The sequence below is a fragment of the Streptomyces sp. NPDC058459 genome (genome assembly GCF_042721685.1).
Taxonomy (GTDB): Bacteria; Actinomycetota; Actinomycetes; order Streptomycetales; family Streptomycetaceae; genus Streptomyces.
The window spans coordinates 1-26,691 of record NZ_JBHXLV010000078.1; the positions used below are offsets into that span (position 1 = coordinate 1).

Annotated in this window: 22 protein-coding genes; 18 read left to right on the forward strand and 4 right to left on the reverse strand. The window is 71.2% G+C overall.

Annotated elements, in window-relative coordinates; genetic code table 11:
• Positions 1 to 51 precede the first annotated feature (51 nt).
• Positions 52 to 912: a C40 family peptidase gene (locus ACFWN1_RS16715; RefSeq protein WP_384362455.1), complete on the reverse strand. Its 861-nt coding sequence runs from the start codon at positions 910 to 912 to the stop codon at positions 52 to 54.
• A gap of 763 nt (positions 913 to 1,675) precedes the next feature.
• On the opposite strand from ACFWN1_RS16715, the gene ACFWN1_RS16720 reads away from it, so the two are divergent.
• The 14 genes from ACFWN1_RS16720 to nuoN are packed head-to-tail and all read left to right on the forward strand — an operon-like array spanning position 1,676 to position 17,751.
• Positions 1,676 to 2,035 (forward strand): NADH-quinone oxidoreductase subunit A, encoded by a 360-nt coding sequence (locus ACFWN1_RS16720; RefSeq protein WP_030813697.1) that lies wholly within the window; start codon positions 1,676 to 1,678, stop codon positions 2,033 to 2,035.
• 14 nt (positions 2,036 to 2,049) lie between these two features.
• Positions 2,050 to 2,604, forward strand: coding sequence for an NADH-quinone oxidoreductase subunit B family protein (locus ACFWN1_RS16725; protein WP_164191787.1), 555 nt, complete (start codon positions 2,050 to 2,052; stop codon positions 2,602 to 2,604).
• The gene (locus tag ACFWN1_RS16730; RefSeq protein ID WP_384362457.1) at positions 2,601 to 3,344 is read left to right on the forward strand and encodes an NADH-quinone oxidoreductase subunit C; all 744 of its coding nucleotides are present in this window, start codon (positions 2,601 to 2,603) and stop codon (positions 3,342 to 3,344) included. The genes ACFWN1_RS16725 and ACFWN1_RS16730 overlap by 4 nt, the downstream gene beginning before the upstream one ends.
• The gene (locus ACFWN1_RS16735; protein ID WP_384362459.1) at positions 3,341 to 4,663 is read left to right on the forward strand and encodes an NADH-quinone oxidoreductase subunit D; all 1,323 of its coding nucleotides are present in this window, start codon (positions 3,341 to 3,343) and stop codon (positions 4,661 to 4,663) included. The genes ACFWN1_RS16730 and ACFWN1_RS16735 overlap by 4 nt, the downstream gene beginning before the upstream one ends.
• Positions 4,660 to 5,571, forward strand: coding sequence for an NADH-quinone oxidoreductase subunit NuoE (nuoE, locus tag ACFWN1_RS16740; RefSeq protein ID WP_384362461.1), 912 nt, complete (start codon positions 4,660 to 4,662; stop codon positions 5,569 to 5,571). The genes ACFWN1_RS16735 and nuoE overlap by 4 nt, the downstream gene beginning before the upstream one ends.
• Positions 5,571 to 6,920, forward strand: coding sequence for an NADH-quinone oxidoreductase subunit NuoF (nuoF, locus tag ACFWN1_RS16745; RefSeq protein ID WP_384362462.1), 1,350 nt, complete (start codon positions 5,571 to 5,573; stop codon positions 6,918 to 6,920). The genes nuoE and nuoF overlap by 1 nt, the downstream gene beginning before the upstream one ends.
• Positions 6,917 to 9,445: an NADH-quinone oxidoreductase subunit G gene (locus tag ACFWN1_RS16750; protein ID WP_384362464.1), complete on the forward strand. Its 2,529-nt coding sequence runs from the start codon at positions 6,917 to 6,919 to the stop codon at positions 9,443 to 9,445. The genes nuoF and ACFWN1_RS16750 overlap by 4 nt, the downstream gene beginning before the upstream one ends.
• Complete coding sequence (gene nuoH / locus ACFWN1_RS16755; protein ID WP_384362466.1) at positions 9,442 to 10,815, forward strand: NADH-quinone oxidoreductase subunit NuoH; 1,374 nt, start codon at positions 9,442 to 9,444, stop codon at positions 10,813 to 10,815. Before ACFWN1_RS16750 ends, nuoH begins: the two co-directional genes overlap by 4 nt.
• A complete protein-coding gene (nuoI, locus tag ACFWN1_RS16760; RefSeq protein WP_384362468.1) occupies positions 10,808 to 11,437 on the forward strand; it encodes an NADH-quinone oxidoreductase subunit NuoI in 630 nt (209 codons plus the stop codon). The genes nuoH and nuoI overlap by 8 nt, the downstream gene beginning before the upstream one ends.
• Positions 11,434 to 12,276 (forward strand): NADH-quinone oxidoreductase subunit J, encoded by an 843-nt coding sequence (locus tag ACFWN1_RS16765; RefSeq protein ID WP_384362470.1) that lies wholly within the window; start codon positions 11,434 to 11,436, stop codon positions 12,274 to 12,276. The genes nuoI and ACFWN1_RS16765 overlap by 4 nt, the downstream gene beginning before the upstream one ends.
• Entirely contained in the window at positions 12,273 to 12,572 is a 300-nt protein-coding gene (nuoK, locus tag ACFWN1_RS16770) for an NADH-quinone oxidoreductase subunit NuoK (protein ID WP_030742982.1), read from the forward strand. Before ACFWN1_RS16765 ends, nuoK begins: the two co-directional genes overlap by 4 nt.
• Positions 12,573 to 12,587: 15 nt before the next feature.
• On the forward strand, positions 12,588 to 14,483 hold the full coding sequence (nuoL, locus tag ACFWN1_RS16775; RefSeq protein ID WP_384362472.1) for an NADH-quinone oxidoreductase subunit L: 1,896 nt from the start codon (positions 12,588 to 12,590) through the stop codon (positions 14,481 to 14,483).
• A gap of 14 nt (positions 14,484 to 14,497) precedes the next feature.
• Positions 14,498 to 16,105, forward strand: coding sequence for an NADH-quinone oxidoreductase subunit M (locus ACFWN1_RS16780; RefSeq protein ID WP_384362474.1), 1,608 nt, complete (start codon positions 14,498 to 14,500; stop codon positions 16,103 to 16,105).
• On the forward strand, positions 16,102 to 17,751 hold the full coding sequence (gene nuoN / locus ACFWN1_RS16785; protein WP_384362476.1) for an NADH-quinone oxidoreductase subunit NuoN: 1,650 nt from the start codon (positions 16,102 to 16,104) through the stop codon (positions 17,749 to 17,751). Before ACFWN1_RS16780 ends, nuoN begins: the two co-directional genes overlap by 4 nt.
• 66 nt (positions 17,752 to 17,817) lie before the next feature.
• On the opposite strand, the gene ACFWN1_RS16790 is transcribed toward nuoN, so the two are convergent.
• Positions 17,818 to 18,420 (reverse strand): Uma2 family endonuclease, encoded by a 603-nt coding sequence (locus ACFWN1_RS16790; protein ID WP_384362478.1) that lies wholly within the window; start codon positions 18,418 to 18,420, stop codon positions 17,818 to 17,820.
• Between the two features lie 248 nt (positions 18,421 to 18,668).
• Here ACFWN1_RS16790 and recQ point away from each other — a divergent pair, with 248 nt between their 5' ends.
• On the forward strand, positions 18,669 to 20,672 hold the full coding sequence (recQ, locus tag ACFWN1_RS16795) for a DNA helicase RecQ (protein WP_384362486.1): 2,004 nt from the start codon (positions 18,669 to 18,671) through the stop codon (positions 20,670 to 20,672).
• A gap of 23 nt (positions 20,673 to 20,695) precedes the next feature.
• Here the strand turns inward: recQ and ACFWN1_RS16800 are convergent, their stop codons facing one another.
• Positions 20,696 to 21,634, reverse strand: a complete 939-nt coding sequence (locus tag ACFWN1_RS16800; RefSeq protein WP_384362480.1) for a M56 family metallopeptidase — start codon at positions 21,632 to 21,634, stop codon at positions 20,696 to 20,698.
• 178 nt (positions 21,635 to 21,812) lie between these two features.
• A complete protein-coding gene (fahA, locus tag ACFWN1_RS16805) occupies positions 21,813 to 23,030 on the reverse strand; it encodes a fumarylacetoacetase (protein WP_384362488.1) in 1,218 nt (405 codons plus the stop codon).
• Between the two features lie 267 nt (positions 23,031 to 23,297).
• On the opposite strand from fahA, the gene ACFWN1_RS16810 reads away from it, so the two are divergent.
• The 3 genes from ACFWN1_RS16810 to ACFWN1_RS16820 all read left to right on the forward strand — a co-directional run.
• Positions 23,298 to 24,548 carry an ATP-grasp domain-containing protein gene (locus ACFWN1_RS16810; RefSeq protein WP_384362490.1) on the forward strand — a complete coding sequence of 417 codons (1,251 nt, stop codon included), beginning with the start codon at positions 23,298 to 23,300 and terminating at the stop codon, positions 24,546 to 24,548.
• Between the two features lie 43 nt (positions 24,549 to 24,591).
• Complete coding sequence (locus ACFWN1_RS16815) at positions 24,592 to 25,794, forward strand: FAD-dependent oxidoreductase (RefSeq protein ID WP_384362482.1); 1,203 nt, start codon at positions 24,592 to 24,594, stop codon at positions 25,792 to 25,794.
• A gap of 65 nt (positions 25,795 to 25,859) precedes the next feature.
• The coding region (locus ACFWN1_RS16820; RefSeq protein WP_384362484.1) for a Cof-type HAD-IIB family hydrolase at positions 25,860 to 26,691 on the forward strand (832 nt) is incomplete at its 3' end.

Consider the following 26,691-nt stretch of genomic DNA (forward strand, 5'->3'; position numbering starts at 1 on the left):
CCGCTGCCCCCCGAGGGCAGCGGCCTTTCGTGTCGCCGGAGGGTGCGGGGGTCAGAGGACCCGGACCGCGCCGGTGGGCTGGTCGTAGGAGAGGGGACGCTCCACGACGCCGGTGGAGGGGTTCTGGGCGCCGACGAACATGCCGCCGCCGACGTAGACGCCCACGTGGTACGCGCTGCCCGCGCTGCCCCAGTAGAGGATGTCGCCGGGCTGGAGGGAGTTCAGGGAGACCTGGGTGCCGGCCGTGGACTGGTCCTGGGAGACGCGCGGCAGGCTGATGCCGACCTGCTTGAAGGCCGTCTGGACCAGGCCCGAGCAGTCGTACGCGGAGGGACCGGTGGCGCCGGAGACGTACGCCTTGCCGACCTGGGACTTCACGAACGACACGATGGAGGCGGCCGAACCGGTCGCGCTGGACGATCCGGTGGAGGTGCCGGCGGACGTGCCCGTGACGGTGGAGGTGCCCGTGACGTTGGAGGTGCCCGCGCTCGCGTAGGCGGACAGCACGGTGCGCCCGGCGTTGCGGGTGGCGCGGGTGGCGGCCTGCTTACGGGCCTCCTCCTGCGCCTTCTTCTTCGCCTCGGCCTTCTGCTTGGCCTCGGCGAGGTCCGCCTTGGCCTGCTTCGCGGCACTGGCGGCGGCCGCGTCACGCTCGGCCTGCAGTTCGTAGTTCGCGGCCGCCTGCTGGGTGGCGTCCGCGGACTGGGCGACCTGGGTGGCCACGTCGGCGGTGAGGGTGGGGAGTTGGAGCGTCTGCGTCACGGGCTCGGCATCGGCCGCGTTCGCGTAACCGGCCGCTCCGGCGACCGCCAGGGTGCTGAGGACGCCGCCGGCGACACCGGACCGCACGGCGAGGGACGACGCGCTGCGGCGCGGCTTCCGGTGGCTGCGTATGTGAGCGGTGTGGGACATGGGAATAACCGGTACCAGGGGCTCCTTCATATCTTCAACAAACGTGGGCTGCGCCACAATTGTTCAATCGGTTCCCCGGAACCCGGTCGCGTCGCTCCTTATTGACGCCGTAACGGACATAGCGGACGGTGCCCATTGGCCCGTTGATCACGCTCTTTGATCATTACGTCCGAATTGCCCCGCACCTACCATCGGTTGGGATCGATGGCCAAGCCCGGTTCCTTGACGCCCGTCACCGGTGTGGCGGAGGTCACGGAACGGTCGTCGGGGTGCGGGCGTCCGCGTCGCACGGCCGCGCGGCAGGAGTTCGTGAACGCGCGCACGCACCCGGACCACGTCCACATCGCGCCCACGATCTCCCCCGCGGTGTGAACGCCTCGCACTACCAGTCACCTGCGTCCGACACCAATTTGCATGCACCGGAACCCTCTTGATATTGAGCCACCCCTCACCCACCCCCTCTGGCCTGCGCGGACGGGCTGGATTGTCACTTCTGGTGATCAACTGAACGCTTCGCGTACGAAGATCACCCATCCTCCGGCTTCATGATCCTTCGTCAGGTGGTGGAGATCACAAAGCTTGTGGAATACCCCGTGTCGCAGATCACAGAGCGGCGGGCATAGGATGCGGAGCAGTTGGGCTTGTGACCTGCTTCACATGTTCTCGATCTTCGCCGGGACGGGTGGGGTCACTGGGACGGAAGAGGCAGCTGCGAGCCCCTGAACCGCCACCAGTCAATGCCGACTGAAGGGAGCGAGGAGCGGTGAACGCGTACGCGCCCATCCTCGTACTGGGAGCCCTCGGGGCAGGCTTTGCGATCTTCTCCGTGGTCATGGCCGCGCTGATCGGTCCGAAGCGCTACAACCGCGCGAAGCTCGAAGCCTACGAATGCGGCATCGAGCCGACCCCCACGCCGGCCGGCGGCGGGCGCTTCCCCATCAAGTACTACCTGACGGCGATGCTCTTCATCGTCTTCGACATCGAGATCGTCTTCCTCTACCCCTGGGCCGTCACCTTCGACGCGCTCGGGGTCTTCGGGCTCGTGGAGATGCTGCTCTTCGTGCTCACCGTCTTCGTCGCGTACGCGTACGTATGGCGGCGCGGCGGCCTGGAATGGGACTGAGGGGCCTTTAACTCATGGGACTCGAAGAGAAGCTGCCGAGCGGCTTTCTGCTGACCACCGTCGAACAGGCCGCGGGCTGGGTGCGCAAGGCGTCCGTCTTCCCGGCCACCTTCGGACTCGCCTGCTGCGCCATCGAGATGATGACCACCGGCGCCGGACGCTACGACCTCGCCCGCTTCGGCATGGAGGTCTTCCGCGGCTCACCGCGCCAGGCCGACCTGATGATCGTCGCGGGCCGGGTCAGCCAGAAGATGGCGCCGGTGCTGCGGCAGGTCTACGACCAGATGCCCAACCCGAAGTGGGTCATCTCCATGGGCGTCTGCGCGTCCTCGGGCGGCATGTTCAACAACTACGCGATCGTCCAGGGCGTCGACCACATCGTCCCGGTCGACATCTACCTCCCCGGCTGCCCGCCCCGCCCCGAGATGCTGCTGGACGCGATCCTCAAGCTCCACCAGAAGATCCAGGGCACCAAGCTCGGCGTCAACGCCGAGGAAGCCGCCCGGGAGGCGGAGGAGGCCGCGCTCAAGGCCCTGCCCACGATCGAGATGAAGGGGCTGCTGCGGTGAGCGACGACCAGGGCACCAACGGCGTCAACCCCGAGAAGGACCTCTCCGCCTCCAACCTCCCCGGCCGGCGCGGCCAGGGCGGCGAGGAGATCCGCGTCCAGCGCGGCATGTTCGGCGCGAACAACGGCGGTGACACCTCCGGCTACGGCGGCCTGGTCCGCCCGGTCCGGCTCCCCGGCGCGACGAGCCGCCCCTACGGCGGGTGGTTCGACGAGGTCGCCGACGAACTGGAGGGCGCGCTGGAGGAGCAGGGCCTGCTCCCGGAGAACGCCGTCGAGCGCACCGTCGTGGACCGCGACGAGCTGACCTTCCACATCGAGCGCGAGCACCTGGTCCGCGTCGCCCGCACCCTGCGCGACGACCCGGCGCTCCGCTTCGAGCTGTGCACCGGGGTCAGCGGGGTGCACTACCCCGGCGACAAGGGCCGCGAGCTGCACGCCGTCTACCACCTGCGCTCGATCACCCACAACCGGCTGATCCGGCTGGAGGTCAGCGCCCCCGACGCCGACCGGCGCATCCCCTCCCTGGTCGCGGTCTATCCGACCAACGACTGGCACGAGCGCGAGACGTACGACTTCTTCGGGATCGTCTTCGACGGCCACCCGGCCCTCACCCGGATCATGATGCCGGACGACTGGCAGGGCCACCCGCAGCGCAAGGACTACCCCCTCGGCGGCATCGCCGTCGAGTACAAGGGCGCCCAGATCCCGGCTCCCGACCAGCGGAGGTCGTACTCGTGAGCACTCCCCACGCAACCGGCCGCGCCACCACCGAGGGCACCGTCTACACGGTCACCGGCGGCGACTGGGACGAGGTCGTCCAGTCGGCGGTCCGGGCGGACGACGAGCGCATCGTCGTCAACATGGGTCCGCAGCACCCGTCCACCCACGGAGTGCTCCGGCTCATCCTGGAGATCGAGGGCGAGACCGTCACCGAGGCCCGCTGCGGCATCGGCTATCTGCACACCGGCATCGAGAAGAACCTCGAGTACCGCACCTGGACGCAGGGCACCACCTTCGTCACGCGCATGGATTACCTGACGTCCTTCTTCAACGAGACCGCCTACTGCCTCGCCGTGGAGAAGCTCCTCGGCATCGAGGACCAGATCACCGAGCGGACCGACATCATCCGGGTGCTCCTGATGGAGCTGAACCGGCTGTCGTCGCACCTGGTGTGCATCGCCACCGGCGGCATGGAGCTGGGCTCCACCACGATCATGATCTACGGCTTCCGCGACCGGGAGATGATCCTCGACATCTACGAGCTGATCACCGGCCTCAGGATGAACCACGCGTACATCCGCCCCGGCGGCCTCGCCCAGGATCTGCCGCCCGGCGCGGTCGACCAGATCCGCGAGTTCGTCAAGAAGATGCGCAAGAACCTCCCGGAGTACGACAAGCTCGCCACCGGGAACCCCATCTTCAAGGCCCGTATGCAGGACATCGGGCACCTCGACCTGGCCGGCTGCATGGCGCTCGGCGCCACCGGCCCGATCCTGCGCTCCACCGGCCTTCCGCACGACCTGCGCAAGGCCCAGCCCTACTGCGGCTACGAGAACTACGACTTCGACATCCCCACCGCCGACACCTGCGACTCCTACGGGCGCTTCCTGGTCCGGCTGGAGGAGATGCGCCAGTCGCTCAGGATCATCGAGCAGTGTCTGGACCGGCTTCAGCCGGGCCCGGTCATGGTCGCGGACAAGAAGATCGCCTGGCCGGCGCAGCTCGCGCTCGGCCCGGACGGGCTCGGCAACTCGCTGGACCACATCAAGAAGATCATGGGCACCTCCATGGAGGCCCTGATCCACCACTTCAAGCTGGTCACCGAGGGCTTCCGGGTCCCGCCGGGCCAGGCGTACGCGGCCGTCGAGTCGCCCAAGGGCGAACTCGGCGTGCACGCCGTCTCCGACGGCGGCACCCGCCCCTTCCGGGTCCACTTCCGCGACCCGTCCTTCACCAATCTGCAGGCCATGGCGGCGATGTGCGAGGGCGGCCAGGTCGCCGACGTCATCGTGGCCGTGGCGTCCATCGACCCCGTGATGGGAGGCGTCGACCGGTGACCACCTCTTCCTCCGAGCGGGGCGTCGGCCTGGGCATGCCGGAACTGCCCCCGCCCGCCTACCCGGACGACGTCCGGGCCCGGCTGGAGACGGACGCGCGCGAGGTGATTGCGCGCTACCCCGACTCCCGCTCCGCCCTGCTGCCGCTGCTGCACCTCGTGCAGGCCGAGGACGGCTACGTCACCCGGACCGGCATGAAGTTCTGCGCGGACGTGCTGGAGCTGACCACCGCCGAGGTCACCGCGGTCGCCACCTTCTACTCCATGTACCGGCGCCGCCCCTCCGGCGACTACCAGGTGGGCGTCTGCACCAACACCCTGTGCGCCGTCATGGGCGGCGACGCCATCTTCGAGACCCTCCAGGAGCACCTGGGCGTCGGCAACGGCGAGACCACCGGCGACGGCAAGGTCACCCTGGAGCACATCGAGTGCAACGCGGCCTGCGACTACGCGCCGGTCGTGATGGTCAACTGGGAGTTCTTCGACAACCAGACCCCGGCCGGCGCCATCCGCCTCGTCGACGACCTGCGCGCCGGGCAGCCCGTGGAGCCCACGCGCGGCGCCCGGCTGTGCACCTTCAAGGAGACCGCCCGCATCCTGGCCGGCTTCCCCGACGAGCGCCCCGGCGCCGTCGAGGAGGGCGGCAGCGCGGGCCACGCCTCCCTGGTCGGCCTGCGCCTGGCCAGGGGCGAGACCCAGCCCGCGCGCGTGGTCCACCCTCGCGACGCCGCTCCGCCGGAGGAGGACACGGTGCACGAGCCCTCACCCACCGAGCGCCTCAGCTCCCACGACCCGGTCGAGACCTCGGCCTCCGACCCGGCCCACCCGTCGCCCGCCACCGCCCGTGATCGAGGGGCTCCGCCCCGCACCCCTGATCCGTCCGGTCCGACCGCAGAGGAGGGGGAGTGATGACCGTGGTGACCGACGTCAAGGACGGCACCAGCCCCGAGAAACTGCTCGCCCCCGTGCTCTCCGCCTTCTGGGACGAGGACCGGTCCTGGTCGCTGGACGTCTACCGGCGGCACGACGGCTACGAGGGCCTGCGCAAGGCGCTCGCCATGTCCCCGGACGACCTGATCGCCTACGTCAAGGAGTCCGGACTGCGCGGCCGGGGCGGCGCCGGCTTCCCGACCGGCATGAAGTGGCAGTTCATCCCGCAGGGCGACGGCAAACCGCACTACCTCGTCGTCAACGCCGACGAGTCCGAGCCCGGCACCTGCAAGGACATCCCGCTCCTCTACGCCAACCCGCACAGTCTCGTCGAGGGCATCGTGATCGCCTGCTACGCGATCCGCTCCTCGCACGCCTTCATCTACCTGCGCGGCGAGGTCGTCCCCGTCCTGCGCCGGCTGCACGAGGCCGTGCGCGAGGCGTACGAGGCCGGGTTCCTGGGCGCGGACATCCTCGGCAGCGGACTCGACCTCGAACTCACCGTGCACGCGGGCGCGGGCGCGTACATCTGCGGTGAGGAGACCGCGCTGCTCGACTCGCTGGAGGGCCGCCGGGGCCAGCCGCGGCTGCGGCCCCCCTTCCCGGCGGTCGAGGGCCTGTACGCCTGTCCCACCGTGGTGAACAACGTCGAGTCGATCGCCTCGGTTCCCGCGATCCTGCACCAGGGCAAGGACTGGTTCCGCTCGATGGGCAGCGAGAAGTCACCCGGCTTCACGCTCTACTCGCTCAGCGGGCATGTGGCGAGCCCCGGCCAGTTCGAGGCGCCGCTCGGCATCACCCTGCGCCAGCTGCTCGACATGAGCGGCGGCATGCGCCCCGGCCACCGGCTGAAGTTCTGGACCCCGGGCGGCTCCTCCACCCCGATGTTCACCGACGAACACCTCGACGTGCCCCTCGACTACGAGGGCGTCGGCGCCGCCGGCTCCATGCTCGGCACCAAAGCGCTCCAGTGCTTCGACGAGACCACCTGCGTGGTGCGGGCGGTCACCCGCTGGACCGAGTTCTACGCCCACGAGTCCTGCGGCAAGTGCACGCCCTGCCGCGAAGGGACGTACTGGCTGGTGCAGTTGCTCCGGGACATCGAGGCGGGCAAGGGGTCGATGTCCGACCTCGACAAGCTGAACGACATCGCCGACAACATCAACGGCAAGTCCTTCTGCGCCCTGGGCGACGGCGCGGCCTCGCCGATCTTCTCCTCGCTGAAGTACTTCCGCGAGGAGTACGAGCAGCACATCACGGGCCGGGGCTGCCCCTTCGACCCGGCCAAGTCGACGGCCTGGGCGGACCGCCCGGAGGTGAACGCATGACCGTACAGCAGTCCGAAAGCGGCTCCGCCGCGGGCGAACGCCCCTCAGACGGGGGGCAGGCGGCGGTCCCGCCGGAGGATCTCGTCTCGCTGACGATCGACGGCATCGAGATCAGCGTGCCCAAGGGCACCCTGGTCATCCGGGCCGCCGAGCAGCTCGGCATCGAGATCCCGCGCTTCTGCGACCACCCCCTGCTGGACCCGGCCGGCGCCTGCCGCCAGTGCATCGTGGAGGTGGAGGGCCAGCGCAAGCCGATGGCGTCCTGCACCATCACCTGCACCGACGGCATGGTGGTGAAGACCCAGCTCACCTCGCCGGTCGCCGAGAAGGCCCAGCACGGGGTGATGGAGCTGCTGCTCATCAACCACCCGCTGGACTGCCCGGTCTGCGACAAGGGCGGCGAGTGCCCGCTGCAGAACCAGGCCATGTCCCACGGCGGCGCCGACTCCCGCTTCGAGGGCCGCAAGCGCACCTACGCCAAGCCCGTGCCGATCTCCACGCAGGTGCTGCTGGACCGCGAGCGGTGCGTGCTGTGCGCCCGCTGCACCCGGTTCTCCAACCAGGTCGCGGGCGACCCGATGATCGAGCTGATCGAGCGGGGCGCGCTCCAGCAGGTCGGCACCGGTGAGGGCGACCCGTTCGAGTCGTACTTCTCCGGCAACACCATCCAGATCTGCCCGGTCGGCGCGCTGACCTCGGCCGCCTACCGGTTCCGCTCGCGCCCCTTCGACCTGATCTCCTCGCCGTCGGTGTGCGAGCACTGCGCGGGCGGCTGCGCCACCCGTACCGACCACCGGCGCGGCAAGGTCATGCGGCGGCTCGCCGCCGAGGACCCCGAGGTCAACGAGGACTGGGTCTGCGACAAGGGCCGGTTCGCCTTCCGGTACGCGCAGCTCCGGGACCGGCTGGACACCCCGCTGGTCCGCAACGCCGAGGGCGTGCTGGAGCCCGCCTCCTGGCCGGAGGCGCTGGACGCGGCCGCGCGGGGCCTCAGCGCCGCCCGCTCCCGCGCCGGGGTGCTCACCGGGGGCCGGCTGACCGTCGAGGACGCCTACGCGTACAGCAAGTTCGCGCGGGTGGCGCTCGACACCAACGACATCGACTTCCGCGCCCGGGTGCACAGCGGCGAGGAGGCCGACTTCCTGGCCGCGCGGGTGGCCGGCCGGGGCCGCGACCTCGACGGCACCGGGATCACGTACACCGCGCTGGAACAGGCGCCCGCCGTGCTGCTGGCCGGGTTCGAGGCCGAGGAGGAGGCGCCCGGCGTCTTCCTGCGGCTGCGCAAGGCGTGGCGCAAGCACGGCCAGAGGGTGTACTCCCTGGCCACGCACGCCACCCGGGGCCTGACCAAGGCGGGCGGCACGCTGCTGCCGGCCGCGCCCGGCACCGAGCCCGAGTGGCTGGACGCGCTGGCCGGCGGGGTCGGCCTGGAGGACCCCGGCACCGGGGCGGCCGAGGCGCTGCGCGCCGGGGGCGCGGTGATCGTGGTCGGCGAGCGGCTCGCCGGGGTCGAGGGCGGCCTGACGGCGGCCGCGCGCCTGGCCGCGGCGACCGGCGCCCGGCTGGTGTGGCTTCCCCGGCGGGCGGGGGAGCGCGGCGCCGTCGAGGCGGGCGCGCTGCCCTCGCTGCTGCCGGGAGGCCGCCCGGCCACCGACCCGCGCGCGCGGGAGGAGGTCGCCGCCGCCTGGGGGCTGGCCGAACTCCCCGCCCGCCACGGCCGCGACACCCAGCAGATCGTGGAGGCCGCCGCCACCGGCGAGCTGTCCGCGCTGCTCGTCGCCGGGGTGGAGGTCGCCGACCTCCCCGACCCGGCGCGCGCGCGTGAGGCGCTGGACAGCGTCGGCTTCCTGGTCTCGCTGGAGCTGCGGCCCAGCGAGGTCACCGAGCGTGCCGACGTGGTGCTGCCGGTCGCGGCGGTGGTCGAGAAGGCGGGCACCTTCCTCAACTGGGAGGGCCGGGTCCGCTTCTTCGAGGCCGCGCTCAAGCCCGACCAGCTGACCCGCCGGCTCGCTCCGTCCGACGCCCGGGTGCTGCAGATGCTGGCCGACGCGATGGACGTCCACCTGGGCCTGCCGGACCTGCGTACCGCCCGTGCGGAGATCGACCGGCTCGGCGGCTGGACCGGGGCCGGTGCCGCCGACCCGGACCACTCCGGGGCCGCGCTGCCCCGCCCGGCCGCCGGGGAGGCCGTGCTCGCCGGGCACCGGCTGCTGCTCGACCTCGGCGTCCTCCAGCAGGGCGACGAGGCGCTGGCCGGCACCCGGCACGCCGCCCGCGCGCGCGTGTCCGCCGCGACGGCCGCCGAGGCGGGCGTCGAGGACGGCGACGTGCTCACCGTCACCGGCCCCGCCGGGACGACCGAACTCCCGCTGGAGATCACCGAGATGCCCGACCGGGTGGTCTGGCTCCCGCTGGACTCGGCCGGCCGGGGCGTCGCCTCCGACACCGGGGCCCGGCCCGGCTCCCTCGTCCGTATCGGCCCGGCGGCGCACGCCGACGCGGCCCCCAAGGAGGTTCGAGGATGAGCCCGTTCCTCGCCGCTGAAGACCTCTCGCTGTTCGGTCACGACCCGTGGTGGCTCGTGCTCGTCAAGGCGGTGTTCTGCTTCGCGTTCCTGATGCTGACGGTGCTGCTGTCCATCGTCTGGGAGCGCAAGGTCGTCGCCTGGATGCAGCTGCGCGTCGGCCCCAACCGGCACGGCCCCTGGGGCATGCTCCAGTCGCTCGCCGACGGCGTGAAGCTGATGCTCAAGGAGGACGTCGTCGTCAAACGCGCGGACAAGGTGATCTACGTCCTCGCGCCGGTCGTCGCGGTCATCCCGGCCTGCATGGCGATCGCGGTGATCCCCTTCGGACCCGCCGGCGACGAGATCTCGATCTTCGGCCACCGCACCACGATGCAGCTCACCGACCTGCCGATCGCGATGCTCTACATCCTCGCGGTCGCCTCCATCGGCATCTACGGCATCGTGCTCGCGGGCTGGAGCTCCGGCTCGACCTACCCGCTCCTCGGCGGTCTGCGCTCCTGCGCGCAGATGATCTCTTACGAGATCGCCATGGGCGCCGCGTTCGCCTCGGTGTTCCTCTACTCGGGGTCGATGTCGACCTCCACCATCGTGGAACAGCAGCACGACCGCTGGTACATCCTGCTGCTGCCGGTCTCCTTCATCCTCTACGTGATCACGATGGTGGGCGAGACCAACCGCGCCCCCTTCGACATGCCGGAGTCCGAGGGCGACCTGGTCGGCGGCTTCAACACCGAGTACTCGTCGATCAAGTTCGCGCTGTTCATGCTCGCCGAGTACATGAACATGGTGACGGTGTCGGCGGTGACGGCCACCCTCTTCCTCGGCGGCTGGCGGGCCCCCTGGCCCATCAGCACCTTCTGGGAGGGCGCCAACCACGGCTGGTGGCCGATGCTCTGGTTCGTCATCAAGGTCCAGCTACTGCTGTTCTTCTTCATCTGGCTGCGCGGCACGCTTCCCCGGGTCCGTTACGACCAGCTGATGAAGCTCGGCTGGAAGGTCCTGATCCCGGTCTCGGTGGTCTGGCTGATGCTGGTGGCGACCGTGCGGGTGCTGCGCAACGAGAACTACGACTTCGCCGACATCGCGCTCTACGTCGGCGGCGGGGTGCTCGCCCTGCTGCTGATCTCCTTCGTCGCCGACATGTTCCGGGACCGGACCGGGGCCGACGAGACTCCGGCCCCGCAGCCCGCGTTCGACCCGCTGGCGGGCGGTTTCCCCGTGCCGCCGCTGCCCGGACAGCAGCTTCCCGCGGTGCCCAGGCGTCGTGCGCGCCAGGAGCGGGAGCTGATTGTCAGTGGTGGGGTGGACACTGTCAGTGACCGAACTCCGGACGGAACTTCGGATGGAAAGGAGGCGTCCGATGGCTGAGGAGCCCAAGGAGACCGCACCCGGTTTCCAGAACCCCGTGGCCGGCTTCGCCGTGACCTTCAAGGCCATGTTCAAGAAGCGGCTGACCGAGCAGTACCCGGAGCAGAAGAAGACCACCGCTCCCCGCTTCCACGGACGGCACCAGCTCAACCGCCATCCGGACGGCCTGGAGAAGTGCGTCGGCTGCGAGCTGTGCGCCTGGGCCTGCCCCGCCGACGCCATCTATGTCGAGGGCGCCGACAACACCGACGAGGAGCGTTACTCGCCGGGCGAGCGGTACGGCCGCGTCTACCAGATCAACTACGCCCGCTGCATCCTGTGCGGCCTGTGCATCGAGGCGTGCCCCACCCGCGCGCTCACGATGACCAACGAGTTCGAGCTGGCCGACTCCAGCCGGGCCAACCTCATCTACACCAAGGAGCAGTTGCTCGCCGGTCTGGACGAGGGCATGGTCGACTCCCCGCACGCGATCTTCCCCGGCACCGACGAGCAGGACTACTACCGGGGGCTGGTGACCGAGGCAGCTCCGGGCACCGTCCGCCAGGTGGCCGCCTCCAAGGGCGAACCGCATCAGTCCGCGAGCCCTTCGGGCCCGGCCGGCGACGAGGGGGTGGAAGCATGAGCACGCAGCTCGCCGCCTACACGACCTCCACCGGTGAGGCGGTCCAGTTCTGGTTCCTCGGCAGCGTCGCGGTGATCGGCGCCCTGTGCACCGTCCTGATGCGGCGCGCCGTGCACAGCGCGCTCTGTCTCGCCGGAACCATGATCATCCTGGCGGCGTTCTACCTCGCCAACGGCGCCTACTTCCTGGGGGTCGTGCAGATCGTCGTCTACACCGGCGCGATCATGATGCTCTTCCTCTTCGTGGTGATGCTCGTCGGCGTGACCGCCGCGGACTCGCTGAAGGAGACCATCAGGGGCCAGCGCTGGCTGGCCCTGCTCTGTGGGCTCGGGTTCGGCGTCCTGCTGCTGGGCGGCATCGCCCACGCCTCGCTCACCCAGTTCAACGGCACCGGCCAGGCCAACGCGGGCGGCAACGTGGAGGGTCTGGCGACCCTCATCTTCACCAAGTACGTCTTCGCCTTCGAGCTGACCGGCGCCCTGCTGATCACCGCCGCCGTCGGCGCGATGGTGCTCACCCACCGCGAGCGCACCGAGCGGGCCAGGACCCAGCGCGAGCTGGCGGCCGAGCGGGTCCGCGCGGGCAAGCACGTACCGCCGCTGCCCGCTCCCGGCGTCTACGCCCGGCACAACGCGGTGGACATCGCGGGCCTGCTGCCCGACGGCACCCCCGCCGAGCTGAGCGTCAGCCGGACGCTGCGCGAACGCGGCCAGATCCGGGACGTCTCCGTGCAGGCCCTGGTCGACCTCAAGGCGCTTCAGCAGCGCGCGGAGGACCGCCTGGAGCGCACGGAGCACACACCGGCCACCTTCAAGCGGACGGAGGACGCGGCCCAGTGAACCCCGTCAACTACCTCTATCTCGCCGCCCTGTTGTTCACCATCGGCGCCACCGGCGTGCTGATCCGGCGGAACGCGATCGTGGTGTTCATGTGCGTGGAGCTGATGCTCAACGCCTGCAACCTCGCCTTCGTGACCTTCTCCCGGATGCACGGCAACCTCGACGGCCAGATCATCGCGTTCTTCACGATGGTCGTCGCCGCCGCGGAGGTCGTGGTGGGCCTGGCGATCATCGTGTCGCTGTTCCGCACCCGCCACTCGGCCTCGGTCGACGACGCCAGCCTGATGAAGCTGTAAGGGGCCGGAAGAATCGTGGAGAACCTGATCGCGCTGCTCATCGCGGCGCCCCTGCTCGGAGCCGCCGTGCTCCTGCTCGGCGGCCGGCGCCTCGACGCCGTCGGCCACTGGGTCGGCACCCTGCTGTCGACCGCCTCCTTCGTGATCGGCCTGGTCCTCTTCGCCGGGCTGCTCGGCGAGGACCCCGAACACCGCACCTGGACCCAGCACCTGTGGAGCTGGATCTCGGTCGGCGACTTCCAGGCCGACGTCACCCTGCGGCTCGACCAGCTGTCGATGACGTTCGTCCTGCTGATCACCGGGGTCGGCTCGCTGATCCACCTCTACTCCATCGGGTACATGGAGCACGACGAGCGGCGCCGCCGCTTCTTCGGCTACCTCAACCTGTTCCTCGCGGCGATGCTCCTGCTGGTCCTCGCCGACAACTACCTGCTGCTGTACGTCGGCTGGGAGGGCGTGGGCCTCGCCTCCTACCTGCTGATCGGCTTCTGGCAGCACAAGCCCAGCGCCGCGACCGCCGCGAAGAAGGCGTTCCTGGTCAACCGGGTCGGCGACATGGGCCTGTCCATCGCCATCATGCTGATGTTCACCACGTTCGGCACCTTCGCCTTCGGCCCGGTCCTGGAGCACGCGGGCGACGCGTCCGAGGGCCGGCTCACCGCGATCGGCCTGATGCTGCTGCTCGCCGCGTGCGGCAAGTCCGCCCAGGTGCCGCTGCAGTCCTGGCTCGGTGACGCGATGGAGGGCCCGACCCCGGTCTCGGCCCTGATCCACGCGGCCACCATGGTGACGGCGGGCGTCTACCTCATCGTCCGCTCCGCCGCGATCTTCAACGGCGCCCCGGACGCGCAGCTCGTGGTCACCGTCGTCGGCGGGGTCACGCTGCTGTTCGGTGCGATCGTCGGTTGCGCCAAGGACGACATCAAGAAGGCGCTGGCCGGCTCGACCATGTCGCAGATCGGCTACATGGTCCTCGCGGCCGGCCTCGGCCCGATCGGCTACGTCTTCGCGATCATGCACCTGGTCACCCACGGCTTCTTCAAGGCCGGGCTGTTCCTCGGCGCCGGTTCGGTGATGCACGGCATGAACGACGAGGTCGACATGCGCAGGTACGGCGGCCTGCGCACGTACATGCCGATCACCTTCGTCACCTTCGGCCTCGGCTACCTCGCGATCATCGGCTTCCCGGGGCTGTCCGGCTTCTTCTCCAAGGACAAGATCATCGAGGCGGCCTTCGCCAAGGGCGGCACCGAGGGCTGGATTCTGGGCGGGGTGGCCCTGCTGGGCGCGGCGATCACCGCGTTCTACATGACCCGCGTGATGCTGATGACGTTCTTCGGCGAGAAGCGCTGGCTGCCCGATGCCGAGGGCCACGAGCCCCACCCGCACGAGTCCCCGAGGACCATGACGATCCCGATGATCGTGCTGGCCGTCGGCTCGGTCGCGGGCGGTGCCTTCTTCGACGTCGGCGACCGCTTCCTGCACTGGCTGGAGCCGGTCACCGGGCACAGCGAGGGCGACTCCCCGCTGAGCGCGCTCACCGTCACCGGCGCCACCATGGTCTGCCTGGTCGTCGGCGTGGGCCTGGCCTGGGCGCGGTACGGCCGCAAGCCCGTACCCGCCGTCGCCCCGCGCGGTTCCGTGCTCACCCGCGCCGCCCGGCGCGACCTCTACCAGGACGACTTCAACCATGTCGTGCTGGTGCGCGGCGGCGAGCACCTCACGCGCTCGCTGGTCTATGTCGACCACACCCTGGTCGACGGTGTCGTCAACGGCTCGGCGGCAGGTTTCGGCGGCCTGTCCGGGCGGCTGCGCCGTCTCCAGAACGGCTTCGCCCGCTCCTACGCGGTCTCGATGTTCGGCGGCGCGGCCCTCCTGGTCGCCGCGACCCTGCTGATGAGGGCGGTCTGATACCGATGGCTTCGATGTCGTTTCCCCTGCTGACAGCGACAGCGCTGCTCCCGGCCCTCGGTGCGGTGGCCACGGCCGCCGTGCCGGCCCGCCGGCGCACCGCCGCCAAGTGGCTGGCCCTGGTGGTCTCGCTGGCCACGCTCGCGCTGGCGATCGTCGTCCTGGTCCGCTTCGACCCGGACGGCGCCCTCCCCCACTCTCGAACGGGCTCGGGCGGGGGGACCCCCTTCCAGCTCACCGAGTCCCACTCCTGGATCAGGGACTTCGGGGTCCGCTACGAACTGGGCGTGGACGGTATCGCCGTGGCCCTGATCGGGCTGACCGCGCTGCTGATGCCGTTCATCGTGCTCGCGGGCTGGCACGACGCCGACCCCCTGGAGACCGGCAGCAAGCGGTGGCGGCCCACGCAGGGCTTCTTCGCGCTGATCCTGGCCGTCGAGGCTATGGTGATCATCTCCTTCGAGGCGACCGACGTCTTCGTCTTCTACATCTTCTTCGAAGCCATGCTGATCCCGATGTACTTCCTCATCGGCGGCTTCGGGGACCGGGCCCACAGCCAGGGCGAGGAGGCCGCGTCCACCCAGCGGTCGTACGCGGCGGTGAAGTTCCTCCTCTACAACCTGGCCGGCGGTCTGATCATGCTGGCCGCGGTGATCGGGCTGTACGTCGTCGCCGGGAGCTTCAGCCTCCAGGAGATCGTCCAGGCGCGGGCCGACGGCTCGCTGACCATGGCGACCAGCACCGAACGCTGGCTGTTCCTCGGCTTCTTCTTCGCCTTCGCGGTGAAGGCGCCGTTGTGGCCGCTGCACACCTGGCTGCCCAACGCCATGCAGGAGTCCACCGCGCCGGTCGCGGTGCTCGTCACGGCGGTGGTCGACAAGGTCGGCACCTTCGCCATGCTCCGCTTCTGCCTCCAGCTCTTCCCGGAGGCGTCCAAGTGGGCGACCCCGGTGATCCTCGTGCTGGCGCTGATCAGCATCGTCTACGGCGCGCTGCTCGCGGTCGGCCAGCGGGACATCAAGCGGCTGGTGGCGTACGCGTCGATCTCGCACTTCGGCTTCATCGTGATGGGCATCTTCGCGATGACCAGCCAGGGCCAGTCCGGCGCGACCCTCTACATGGTCAACCACGGCATCTCGACGGCCGCGCTGATGCTGGTCGCCGGGTTCCTGATCTCCCGGCGCGGCTCCCGGCTCATCGCGGACTACGGCGGCGTGCAGAAGGTCGCCCCGGTGCTGGCCGGCACCTTCCTGATCGGCGGTCTGGCGACGCTGTCGCTGCCCGGACTCGCGCCGTTCGTCAGCGAGTTCCTGGTGCTGGTCGGCACGTTCACCCGGTACCCGGTGATCGGGATCATCGCCACCCTCGGCATCGTCCTCGCCGCGCTGTACACGCTGGTGCTGTACCAGCGCACGATGACCGGCCCGGTGAAGCCGGAGATCTCGGCGATGCCCGACCTGAGGGTGCGGGAGGTGCTGGTGGTCGCGCCGCTGATCGTGCTGCTGGTCTTCCTGGGCGTCTATCCCAAGCCCCTGACGGACATCGTGAACCCGGCGGTCGAGCAGACCATGTCCGACGTACACCAGAAGGACCCCAAGCCCGCGGTGGAGGCGGTCAAGTGAGCGCAGCAGCCGTCCACAGCCTGTGGACAACGGCGGCCGATCCGATCTCCAAGATCGACGCGCCGAAGATCGAATACGGACAACTGTCGCCGACGCTGATCGTCTTCGGCGCCGCCATGATCGGGGTGCTCGTCGAGGCGTTCGTGCCGCGCCGCTCCCGCTACCACGCCCAGGTGTTCGTCTCCGCCGTCGCCCTGTGCGCCGCGTTCGCCGCGGTCGTCGCGCTCGCGGCGGGCGGATACGGCACCACCAAGGCGCACATCGCGGCCATGGGCGCCATCGCGGTGGACGGACCGGCCCTGTTCCTGGAGGGCACGATCCTGCTGGCCGCGCTGGTCGGCCTGTTCACCTTCGCAGAGCGGCGGCTCGACCCCGAGGCGCACGGCAACCGGGTCGACTCCTTCGCGGCGCAGGCCGCCTCCGTGCCCGGCGGTGAGGCTGAACAGGCGGCGGTGAAGGCCGGGTTCACCACCACCGAGGTGTTCCCGCTGCTGCTCTTCGCGGTCGCCGGCATGCTGGTCTTCCCCGCGGCCAACGACCTGCTGACGCTGTTCGTCGGTCTGGAGGTGCTCTCCCTCCCGCTGTACCTGCTGTGCGCGCTGGCCCGCCGCAAGCGGCTGATGTCGCAGGAGGCCGCGGTCAAGTACTTCCTGCTCGGCGCGTTCGCCTCGGCGTTCACCCTGTTCGGCATCGCCCTGCTTTACGGCTACGCGGGCTCGGTGTCCTACGCGCGCGTCGCGGCCGTCGTGGACGGCACGGTCAGCGGGGTCGACCCGGCGCTGGCGGACACCATGGGCAATGACGCGCTGCTGCTGATCGGCATGGCGCTGCTGGTGATGGGTCTGCTGTTCAAGGTGGGCGCGGTGCCGTTCCACATGTGGACCCCGGACGTGTACCAGGGCGCCCCGACCCCGGTCACCGGCTTCATGGCGGCCGCGACCAAGGTGGCCGCGTTCGGCGCGCTGCTGCGGCTGCTGTACGTGGTGCTGCCGGGGCTGCGCTGGGACTGGCGGCCGGTGATGTGGGGCGTGGCGATCGTCACCATGCTGGCCGGCGCGATCGTCGCCATCACCCAGACCGACATCAAGCGGCTGCTGGCGTACTCGTCCATCGCGCACGCGGGTTTCATCCTCGCCGGTGTGATCGCCACGTCGGAGGACGGTGTCTCGGCGGTCCTCTTCTACCTCGCCGGGTACTCCTTCGTGACGATCGGCGCCTTCGCCGTGGTCACCCTGGTCCGCGACGCGGGCGGTGAGGCGACCCACCTCTCCCAATGGGCCGGGCTCGGCCGCCGCTCGCCCCTGGTCGCCGCGGTCTTCGCCGTCTTCCTCCTCGCCTTCGCCGGCATCCCGCTGACCAGCGGTTTCTCGGGGAAGTTCGCGGTGTTCCGGGCGGCGGCGGAGGGTGGCGCGGCCCCGCTGGTGGTGGTCGGCGTGATCTCCTCGGCCATCGCCGCCTTCTTCTACATCCGCGTGATCGTCCTGATGTTCTTCAGCGACCCCAAGCCCGACGGCCCGACCGTCGCGGTCCCCTCCCCCCTGACGACGACCGCCATCGCGGTCGGCGTCGCGGTGACGGTGGTCCTGGGCGTGGCGCCGCAGTACTTCCTGGACCTGGCGGGGAGTGCGGGGGTGTTCGTCCGCTGATCCGACACGACGGCCCGGCACCCTTCGATTTCGGGGGCCGGGCCGTCGAGCGGGTGCGACAGGTGGCTATTCGGCCGGGTCCCGACGGGTCTTGATCCGGGTGAGGTCCAGGTCGATCGGGAACGGCGCCTCGACCTTCATCCGGTCTCGGAAGATCCCCACGCTGGTGTACGTACCGGTGGTCGGCTCCAGCTCGAAGGCGTGGATCACGGCGCGCCCCCGCTCGTTCTCGACACGCCAGAAGTGAGGGATCTTGGCGCGGGCGTACTTCATGGGCTTGGTCTCGCGGTCGCGGGAGGCGGATTCCTCGGACATGACCTCAATGGCCAGCAGGACCGCGCTCACAGGAAATCGCGTCTGCGTGAGGTCTTCCGCCGCGTCCGAGCGCACCACGACCACACCGGGTTCCGGCCTGTTCTGCTGGTCCAGATCGATGGTGAGTTCGCGGAAGATCTCGAAGTCGTCCGGTGCGACGGATTGAAGCTGCCATTTGAGGTAGTCGATGGCACGCTCATGAAAGATGGTCTGCGGACTCACGAAGACGAGGCTCCCGTCGATCAGCTCCGTGTGCGGAGGAAGACTCGGAAGCCGGTCCAGGTCGTCGGCGGTCCACCCGCCCTTCGGCGGGGTCGGCCAGGCGGGTGTGGACGCCTTCGGTGCGACGCTCATCAGTGCTCCCATGGGACGGAGTCTCGCCGGAGTATCCAGACTATCGATGGGAAACGGGCAGGTCTCCCGCGAACGTGTGAACTATGGCCGTGCTCCGGACAGAGCGTTCTGGCATATGCCCGGGGCATGCGCGTCCGAGAACCTGTGGACAACTGCGGGGTCTGTCCGTGGCGGCGCCTATGGTGGATGCGGTGGTCGAGGGACGGCGCACGGGGTACGGCGATGAGCGGGACAGGTGGATCAGCGAGATGACGACGGTGACCGAGGGACCGGGCGCGGACCGGAGTGAGGCGCTCGCCGCGCTGCACCGGGTGTTCGGGTATGACGCGTTCCGCGGCGAGCAGGAAGCGGTCATCGAGCATGTGGTGGCCGGCGGTGACGCGCTGGTGCTGATGCCGACCGGTGGCGGAAAGTCGCTGTGCTACCAGATCCCGGCGCTGGTCCGCCCCGGCACCGGCGTGGTGGTCTCGCCGCTGATCGCGCTGATGCAGGACCAGGTGGACGCGCTGCGCGCCCTCGGCGTCCGGGCGGGCTTCATCAACTCCACGCAGGGCTTCGACGAGCGGCGCACGGTGGAGGCCGAGTTCCTCGCCGGCGAGCTGGACCTGCTCTACCTGGCCCCGGAGCGGCTGCGGGTGGACGCCACGCTCGGTCTGCTCTCCCGGGGCAAGATCTCCGTCTTCGCCATCGACGAGGCGCACTGTGTCTCCCAGTGGGGCCACGACTTCCGCCCCGACTACCTCTCCCTCTCCCTGCTCGGCGAGCGCTGGCCCGACGTGCCGAGGATCGCGCTCACGGCCACGGCCACCCGTGCCACCCACGAGGAGATCACCCACCGGCTGAACCTCCCCGACGCCCGGCACTTCGTCGCCAGCTTCGACCGGCCCAACATCCAGTACCGCATCGTCCCCAAGGCCGACCCCAAGAAGCAGCTCCTCGCCTTCCTCCGCGAGGAGCACGCGGGCGACGCCGGCATCGTCTACTGCCTCTCCCGGAACTCGGTCGAGCGCACCGCCGAGTTCCTCAACGCAGGCGGCATCTCCGCCGTCCCGTACCACGCGGGTCTGGACGCGTCGGTGCGCGCCGAGCACCAGTCCCGGTTCCTGCGCGAGGACGGCCTGATCGTGGTCGCCACCATCGCCTTCGGCATGGGCATCGACAAGCCCGACGTCCGCTTCGTCGCCCACCTCGACCTGCCCAAGTCCATCGAGGGCTACTACCAGGAGACCGGCCGCGCGGGCCGCGACGGACTGCCCTCCACGGCCTGGATGGCGTACGGGCTGGGCGACGTCGTGCAGCAGCGCAAGCTGATCCAGTCCGGCGAGGGCGACGAGGCGTTCCGCCGCCGCGTCGGCGCCCACCTCGACGCGATGCTCGCCCTGTGCGAGACCGTCCGGTGCCGCCGGGGGCAGCTCCTCGCCTACTTCGGCCAGAACCCGGACGAGGCGGCCTGCGGCAACTGCGACACCTGCCTCACCCCGCCGGAGACCTGGGACGGCACGGTGGCCGCGCAGAAGGTGCTCTCCACCGTGGTCCGGCTCCAGCGCGAGCGCGGCCAGAAGTTCGGCACCGTGCAGATCGTGGACATCCTGCTGGGCAAGCGCACCGCGAAGGTGATCCAGTTCGACCATGACCAGCTGTCCGTATTCGGCATCGGCGAGGACCTGGCCGAGGGCGAATGGCGGGGCGTGGTGCGGCAGTTGCTCGCTCAGGGACTGCTGGCCGTCGAGGGGGAGTACGGCACGCTGGTGATCACCGAGGCGAGCGGTGCGGTGCTGCGGCGCGAGCGCGAGGTGCCGCTGCGCAAGGAGCCGAAGCGCCCGGCCGTCGCCCGTTCCGCCGGCCGGGGTGAGCGCAAGGGCAAGTCCGCGGCGGCCGAGCTGCCCGCCGAGCTGGCGCCCGTCTTCGAGGCGCTGCGCGCCTGGCGCGCGGAGCAGGCGAAGGAACAGGGCGTCCCGGCGTACGTCATCTTCCACGACGCCACCCTCCGCGAGATCGCCACCAGCGCGCCCACGTCGGTGGCGGAGCTGGGCGCGCTAAGCGGGGTCGGCGAGAAGAAGCTCGCCACCTACGGCGAGGGCGTGCTCGCGGTGCTGGCGGCCCGGTCGGCGCCGGCCGGCGCACCGGAGACCGCAGCACCCGAACCCGCCGCAGCACCCGAACCCGCCGCAGCACCCGCCTCTTCCCCGGCCTCCGCCGCTTCCTCCGACCACCACTGGCCCGAGGGTGAGGAGGAGCCGGACTGGTCCTGACCGGACGGGGCCTGCGCCAGTGCCTACACCAGTGCCGTCAGCCCCGGCGCGAAGGTGATCAGCAGCGGCAGCAACGGCACCAGCGCGGCCAGTGCGGTGGTCAGCGCCCGGTGTCCGCGCGGCAGCCGGGGCGGCGGCTCCAGCAGCCGGTCCACGCGCTCGCCCAGCAGCCGCCGGCTGGAGGCGCAGGACAGCACGCCCCGGTGCTGGTTCAGCTCGATCAGGGCCAGCGCGGTGGTGACATGGCCGCAGCGCCGGGAGGCGGTGTCGTCGGCGGCCAGCTCGACCAGCCGGTGCGTCTGGTCGCGGAAGTGCGCGAAGAGCGGGATGCGCGGAAAGCCCGTGGCGAGCGCGCTCGACAGATGCAGCAGCCAGTCGTGATGGGCGCGGGCGTGGCCCCGCTCATGGGTGAGGACCGCGTCCAGCTGATGCCCGGTGAGCCGGTGCAGCGCCCCCGTGGTCACGATCAGCCGGGCCGGATGGCCGGGCATCCACCAGGCGTCCGGGTACTCGTCCTCCAGCACCAGCAGCGGACCGCGCGCCGGGGGCAGCCCGGCGGGCAGGTCCGGCGCCCGCTCCCGCAGGCGTGCCCGCGCCACCCCGCGCCGCCGCCGGGCCTCGGTCAGCTCGCGGCCCAGCATCGCCGTGGTCCAGGCGGCGCCGGCGGCCAGCAGCAGGGTGAGGGCCGCGGCCCAGGCGGGCGCGGCCGAGAGGTCGTAGGCGGCGGTCACGGCGGGCGGGGCCGGGGCGAAGACATGGTCCCGGACAGTGTGGAAGACGGCCGCCGCGCCCAGGACCAGCGCGGTCAGGCAGCACAGCAGCACCGTGGCGACCAGGCACTGCCACACCCACAGCGCCAGCACCGGCTCCCGCTCCGGCCAGTCGGCGCGCGTCAGCGCCCGGGGCGCCGGTACGGCGGCCGTCAGGGCGAGGACGGTCAGCAGGAGCAGGCAGACGGTCATGCCGGGGCTCCGGTTCCTGGTCGGACGTGCCTGGTCGGAAGGGGGGGGGGTACGGTCCGCCGGGGCGGGGGTGCGTACCGCCTGGGTGCGTATGCCGCCAGTATGACGGCCCCGGCCCGGCCAGGACAGGTGTACGGCACCACGCGCACCCGCCGGCCTCCCCCCGCCCGCCCCCGCCTCAGCCGCTGACGATCCGCCCCTCGACCTCGCCGAGCCCGATCCGGCTCCCGTTCCTCCCCGGCGCCCAGGCCGTGAAGGTGACCACGTCGCCGTCCTCCAGGAACGCCCGCTTGCCATCGGGGAGTTCGAGGGGGTCGCGGCCGTTCCAGGTCAGCTCCAGCAGCGAGCCGCGCTGCCGCTCGGCCGGGCCGCTGACCGTGCCGGAGGCGTACAGGTCGCCGGTGCGCAGCGAGGCGCCGTTGACCGTGAGGTGGGCGAGCTGCTGGGCGCCGGTCCAGTACATGGTGGAGAAGGGCGGCTCGGTCACCACCTCGCCGTTGACCGCGACCGAGATCCGCAGGTCGTAGCCGCCGGGCTCGACGCCGGGGGCGGAGTCGTCGAGGTAGGGCAGCAGCGGGTGGGTGCGCTCGGGCGGGGTCGTCCGCGCGTCCTCCAGCGCGGCGAGCGGGGTGATCCACGCCGAGACCGAGGTGGCGAAGGACTTGCCGAGGAAGGGGCCGAGCGGGACGTACTCCCATGCCTGGAGGTCGCGGGCGGACCAGTCGTTGAGCAGGCAGAGCCCGAAGACGTGGTCCCGGAACCCGGTCAGCGGGACCGGGGTGCCCTGCGCGGAGGGCACGCCCACCACGAAGCCGACCTCCGCCTCGATGTCCAGCCGGACCGAGGGCCCGAAGACAGGTGCCGGGTCGGCTGGGCCCTTGCGCTGGCCGGAGGGGCGGACCACATCGGTGCCGGAGACCACGACCGTGCCCGCCCGGCCGTGGTAACCGATGGGGAGGTGCTTCCAGTTGGGGGTGAGCGGGTCGGGGGAGTCGGGGCGGAAGATCTGTCCGACGTTCCGGGCGTGGTGCTCGGAGGCGTAGAAGTCGACGTAGTCGGCGACCTCGAACGGCAGGTGCAGCGTGACCTTTGACAGCTCGTGGAAGTGGGGCTCGACGGCGGCCCGGTGCGCGGGCAGCGTGACCCAGTCGGTGAGTGCCGCGCGCACCTCGGACCAGACGGCGGGCCCGGCGGCCAGCAGCGGGTTGAGGACCGGCGCGGTGAGCAGGTCCGCGTGCGGGGAGCCCAGCGCGGTCGCTGCGGCGCCCGCGTCCAGGACATGGCCGCCGAGCCGTACGCCGACCCGGCGATCAGTGGTGCCGGACGGCGAGAACACGCCAAGGGGAAGGTTGTGCGGGCCGAAGGGGTCGCCCTCGGGAACGTCGAACGGGGGCACGGGGGGCATGGGGTGCTGCCTCACTCTCATCCGCGTCTGCCTGGGTTGATGATCCATAGCGTCGGGCCACACGTTACGGCCGGAAGGGGTGTCCTGGGCAGGGTTCGCGGGCCACTGCGCGGCCCTGTCTAAAGAGTTCGCAATGTCCGAAGAGTGCTTGTCGGAGGGAAGTGTTCCGGCTTAGCGTCCTTCGGGGGACACGGACGGGGTGGGTCCGGTCCAAAGGGGGGACACGTGGGGGGACCCGTGGCCGGCAGCCGCTTCGGCGTGCCGTTCGAGGCCGACCGTGAAGTGCCCGGCCTGATAGTCAAGTTCGGCGGCTATCCGCTGCACCACGGCGGAGTCGGCGCGATCCGCAGCCTCGGCCGGCTGGGCGTCCCGATGTACGCCATCACCGAGGACCCGTACACTCCGGCCGCCGCCTCCCGGTACCTGGAGCGGGCGTTCGTCTGGCCGACCACCGGTGCGGAGGAGCCGGGGCACCTGGTCGAGGGGCTGCGCAGGATCGGGCGCCGCATCGGCCGCCCGGCCGTCCTGATCCCGACCGACGAAGAGGCGGCCGTACTCATCGCCGAGCACCAGGACGAGCTGGCCGGCGCCTTCCTGTTCCCGCCGGTCGACCCGGCCCTGCCGAGGCGGCTCGCCAGCAAGCAGGGGCTGCACGAGCTGTGCCAGGAGCACGGCATCGCCACCCCGGCCACCGTCTTCCCGCGCTCGTACGCCGAGATCGCGGCGTTCGCGGAGACCGCGCTGTTCCCGGTGGTGGCCAAGAACCGGGAGGCGTTCGTGCGGCGCAGACGCCCCGCCGTGGGCGGCACCACCCGGATCGGCACCCGCGCCGGCCTGCTCGCCCTCGCCCGTGACTGGGGCGACGACCCCGGGGTGATCCTCCAGGAGTACCTGCCTAGGGAGGCCGCCGAGGACTGGATCGTGCACGCCTGCTTCGACGCGGACGCCGCCCCGCTCACCGTGTTCACCGGGGTCAAGGTCCGCTCCTGGCCGCCGCACGCGGGCATGACGGCCCACGCCTACGTCGTCGACAACCCCGAACTCGCCGACCTGGCGACCAGGTTCGTGAAACAGCTCGGCTTCGCCGGTGTCGTCGACCTCGACCTGCGCTTCGACCGCCGCGACGGCCAGTACAAGCTGCTGGACTTCAACCCCCGTACCGGCGCCCAGTTCCGGCTGTTCGAGAACGGGTCGGGCGTCGACGTCGTACGGGCCCTGCACCTGAACCTCACCGGGCGGGCCGTCCCGGAGGGTGAGCAGCGGGCCGGGCGGCGGTTCGTCGTGGAGAACATCGACCTGCCCGCCCTCCTCGCCTACCGCCGCAGCGGCTACACCACGCCGTCCGCCCCCGCGCGGGCCAGCGGGACCGAGCTGGCCTGGTTCGCGGGTGACGACCCGATGCCGTTCCTCACGATGCTCGCCCGCTTCGCCCGCCCCGGCGCGAAGCACCTGCACCAGCTCTGGCGGACCAACCGCCGCGGCGGCACCGCCCCGCACTCCACGAAGTAGGCAAGGCCACACACGTGGCGCACCGCGTCCTGGGAGGGACTTCGTGATCCGACCGGTTGCAGTCATCGGCGCCGGGCCGTACGGCCTGTCCACCGCCGCCCACCTGAAGGCACGCGGCATCCCGGTACGCGTCTTCGGCGACCCCATGGTCAGCTGGCGCGCCCACATGCCCGAGGGGATGCTGCTGAAATCCACGCCGGCCGCCTCCAGCCTCGACTGCCCCCAGCCCGGCCACACCCTCGCCGACTACTGCGACGCGGCGGGGGTGCGGCGCCTGGTCACCGACGAGGACATCATCCCGGCGGAGACCTTCATCGCCTACGGGGACTGGTTCCGGCAGCGGCTGGTGCCGGAGCTGGAGCAGGTCCGGGTGGTGTCCGTGGAGCGCGGGCGGCCCGGCGGGTTCGAGCTGAAGCTCGACTCCGGGGAGCAGTTCGCCGCCCGTGCCGTCGTGGTCGCCACCGGGCTGTCCGGCTTCGCGCACCTGCCCGCCGAACTGGCCGGCGCGGCGCTCGGCGGGCCCGCGCTGGTCTCGCACAGCTCCCAGCACCACGACCTGGGCCGGTTCGCGGGCAAGGAGCTGATCGTCGTCGGCGCCGGCCAGTCCGCGCTGGAGACGGCCGCCCTCGCCGCCGAGGCGGGCGCGACCGTACGGGTCGTCTCGCGGGGCCGGGGGAAGGTCGCCTTCGGCGCGCCGCCCTGGAAGCAGCCCAGGCTGCGGCCCGAGTCGCCGTTCGGCCGGGCCTGGTCGCTGTGGGCGCTCAGCTACCACGCCGGCCCCTACCGTTTCCTGCCCGAGGCCGTCCGGCACCAGCTGGTCCGCCGCGTCCTCGGCCCGCTCGGCGCCTGGTGGCTGCGCGACCGCTTCGAGGGCCATGTACAGGTGAAGGAGGTGGCGCGGGTGGTGTCCGCCGAGGCGGTGGACGGCGCGCCGGTGCTCACCGTGCGCACCCACACCGGCCGCACCGACCGGCTCACCGCCGACCACGTCGTCGCGGCCACCGGCTACCGGGTCGACCTGGCCGCGCTGGACTTCCTCGGCCCCGGCCTGCGCACCGGCCTCGCGGCCACCCGGGGCGCGCCCCGGCTCGGCCCCGGCTACGTCTCCTCGCTGCCCGGTCTGTACTTCACCGGGCTGCCCGCTGCCGCGTCGTACGGCCCGGTGATGCGCTTCGTGTGCGGCACCGAGTTCGCCTCGCCCCGGCTGGCGAAACACCTGGCCACGGCACATGGCGCAGGGAGCTGAGCTACGCGCCAACTACGGTGCGCGCGTGGTGAGTCGGGTGGAGCCATGATCCGTATTCTCTGACCATGCCCGGACCCTGCCCTCCCGCACCGCCCCCACCGCCGTCCCGTCCCTCGCTCATCGCCACCGACCTGGACGGGACGCTGCTGCGCGGCGACGACACGGTCTCCGCCCGGTCGCTCGCCGCGCTCGCGGGGACGGCACGCGCCGGAGCCCGGCACCTCGTGGTGACGGGCCGCCCCGCGCCCCGCGTACGGCCCCTGCTGGCCGCGCTCGGCGGCACGGGGCTCGCGGTGTGCGCACAGGGCGCGCAGGTCTACGACATCGTCGCCGGGACCCTGCTCTGGTCCGTCCAGCTGGACCGGGAGCTGGCGGAGACCGCGCTCGGCAAGATCGAGGCGGAGGTGGGCCAGGTGCACGCGGCCGCCGACCAGGACGGGGTGGACGGACTGACCCTGATCGAGCCCGGCTACCGGATGCCCCACCCCACCCTGCCCGCCGTACGGGTGGAGCGGCGCGAGCAGCTCTGGCGGGCGCCCATCAGCAAGGTGCTGCTGCGCCACGACCACCTGTCCGACGACGAACTGGCGGCCACGGCCCGCTCGGTCGTCGGCTCGCTGGCCACGGTCACCATGTCGGGTCCCGGCACGGTCGAGCTTCAGCCGTGCGGGATCACCAAGGCGACCGGTCTCGCGCTGGCCGCCGAACACCTGGGTTTCGGCCGGGCGGACGCCGTCGCCTTCGGGGACATGCCGAACGACATCCCGATGTTCCGGTGGGCGGCCCACGGTGTCGCGATGGCCGGCGCCCACCCGGAACTGAAGGCGGTGGCCGACGAGGTCACCCTCTCCAACGAGGAGGACGGGGTCGCCGTCGTCCTGGAGCGCCTGTTCGCCC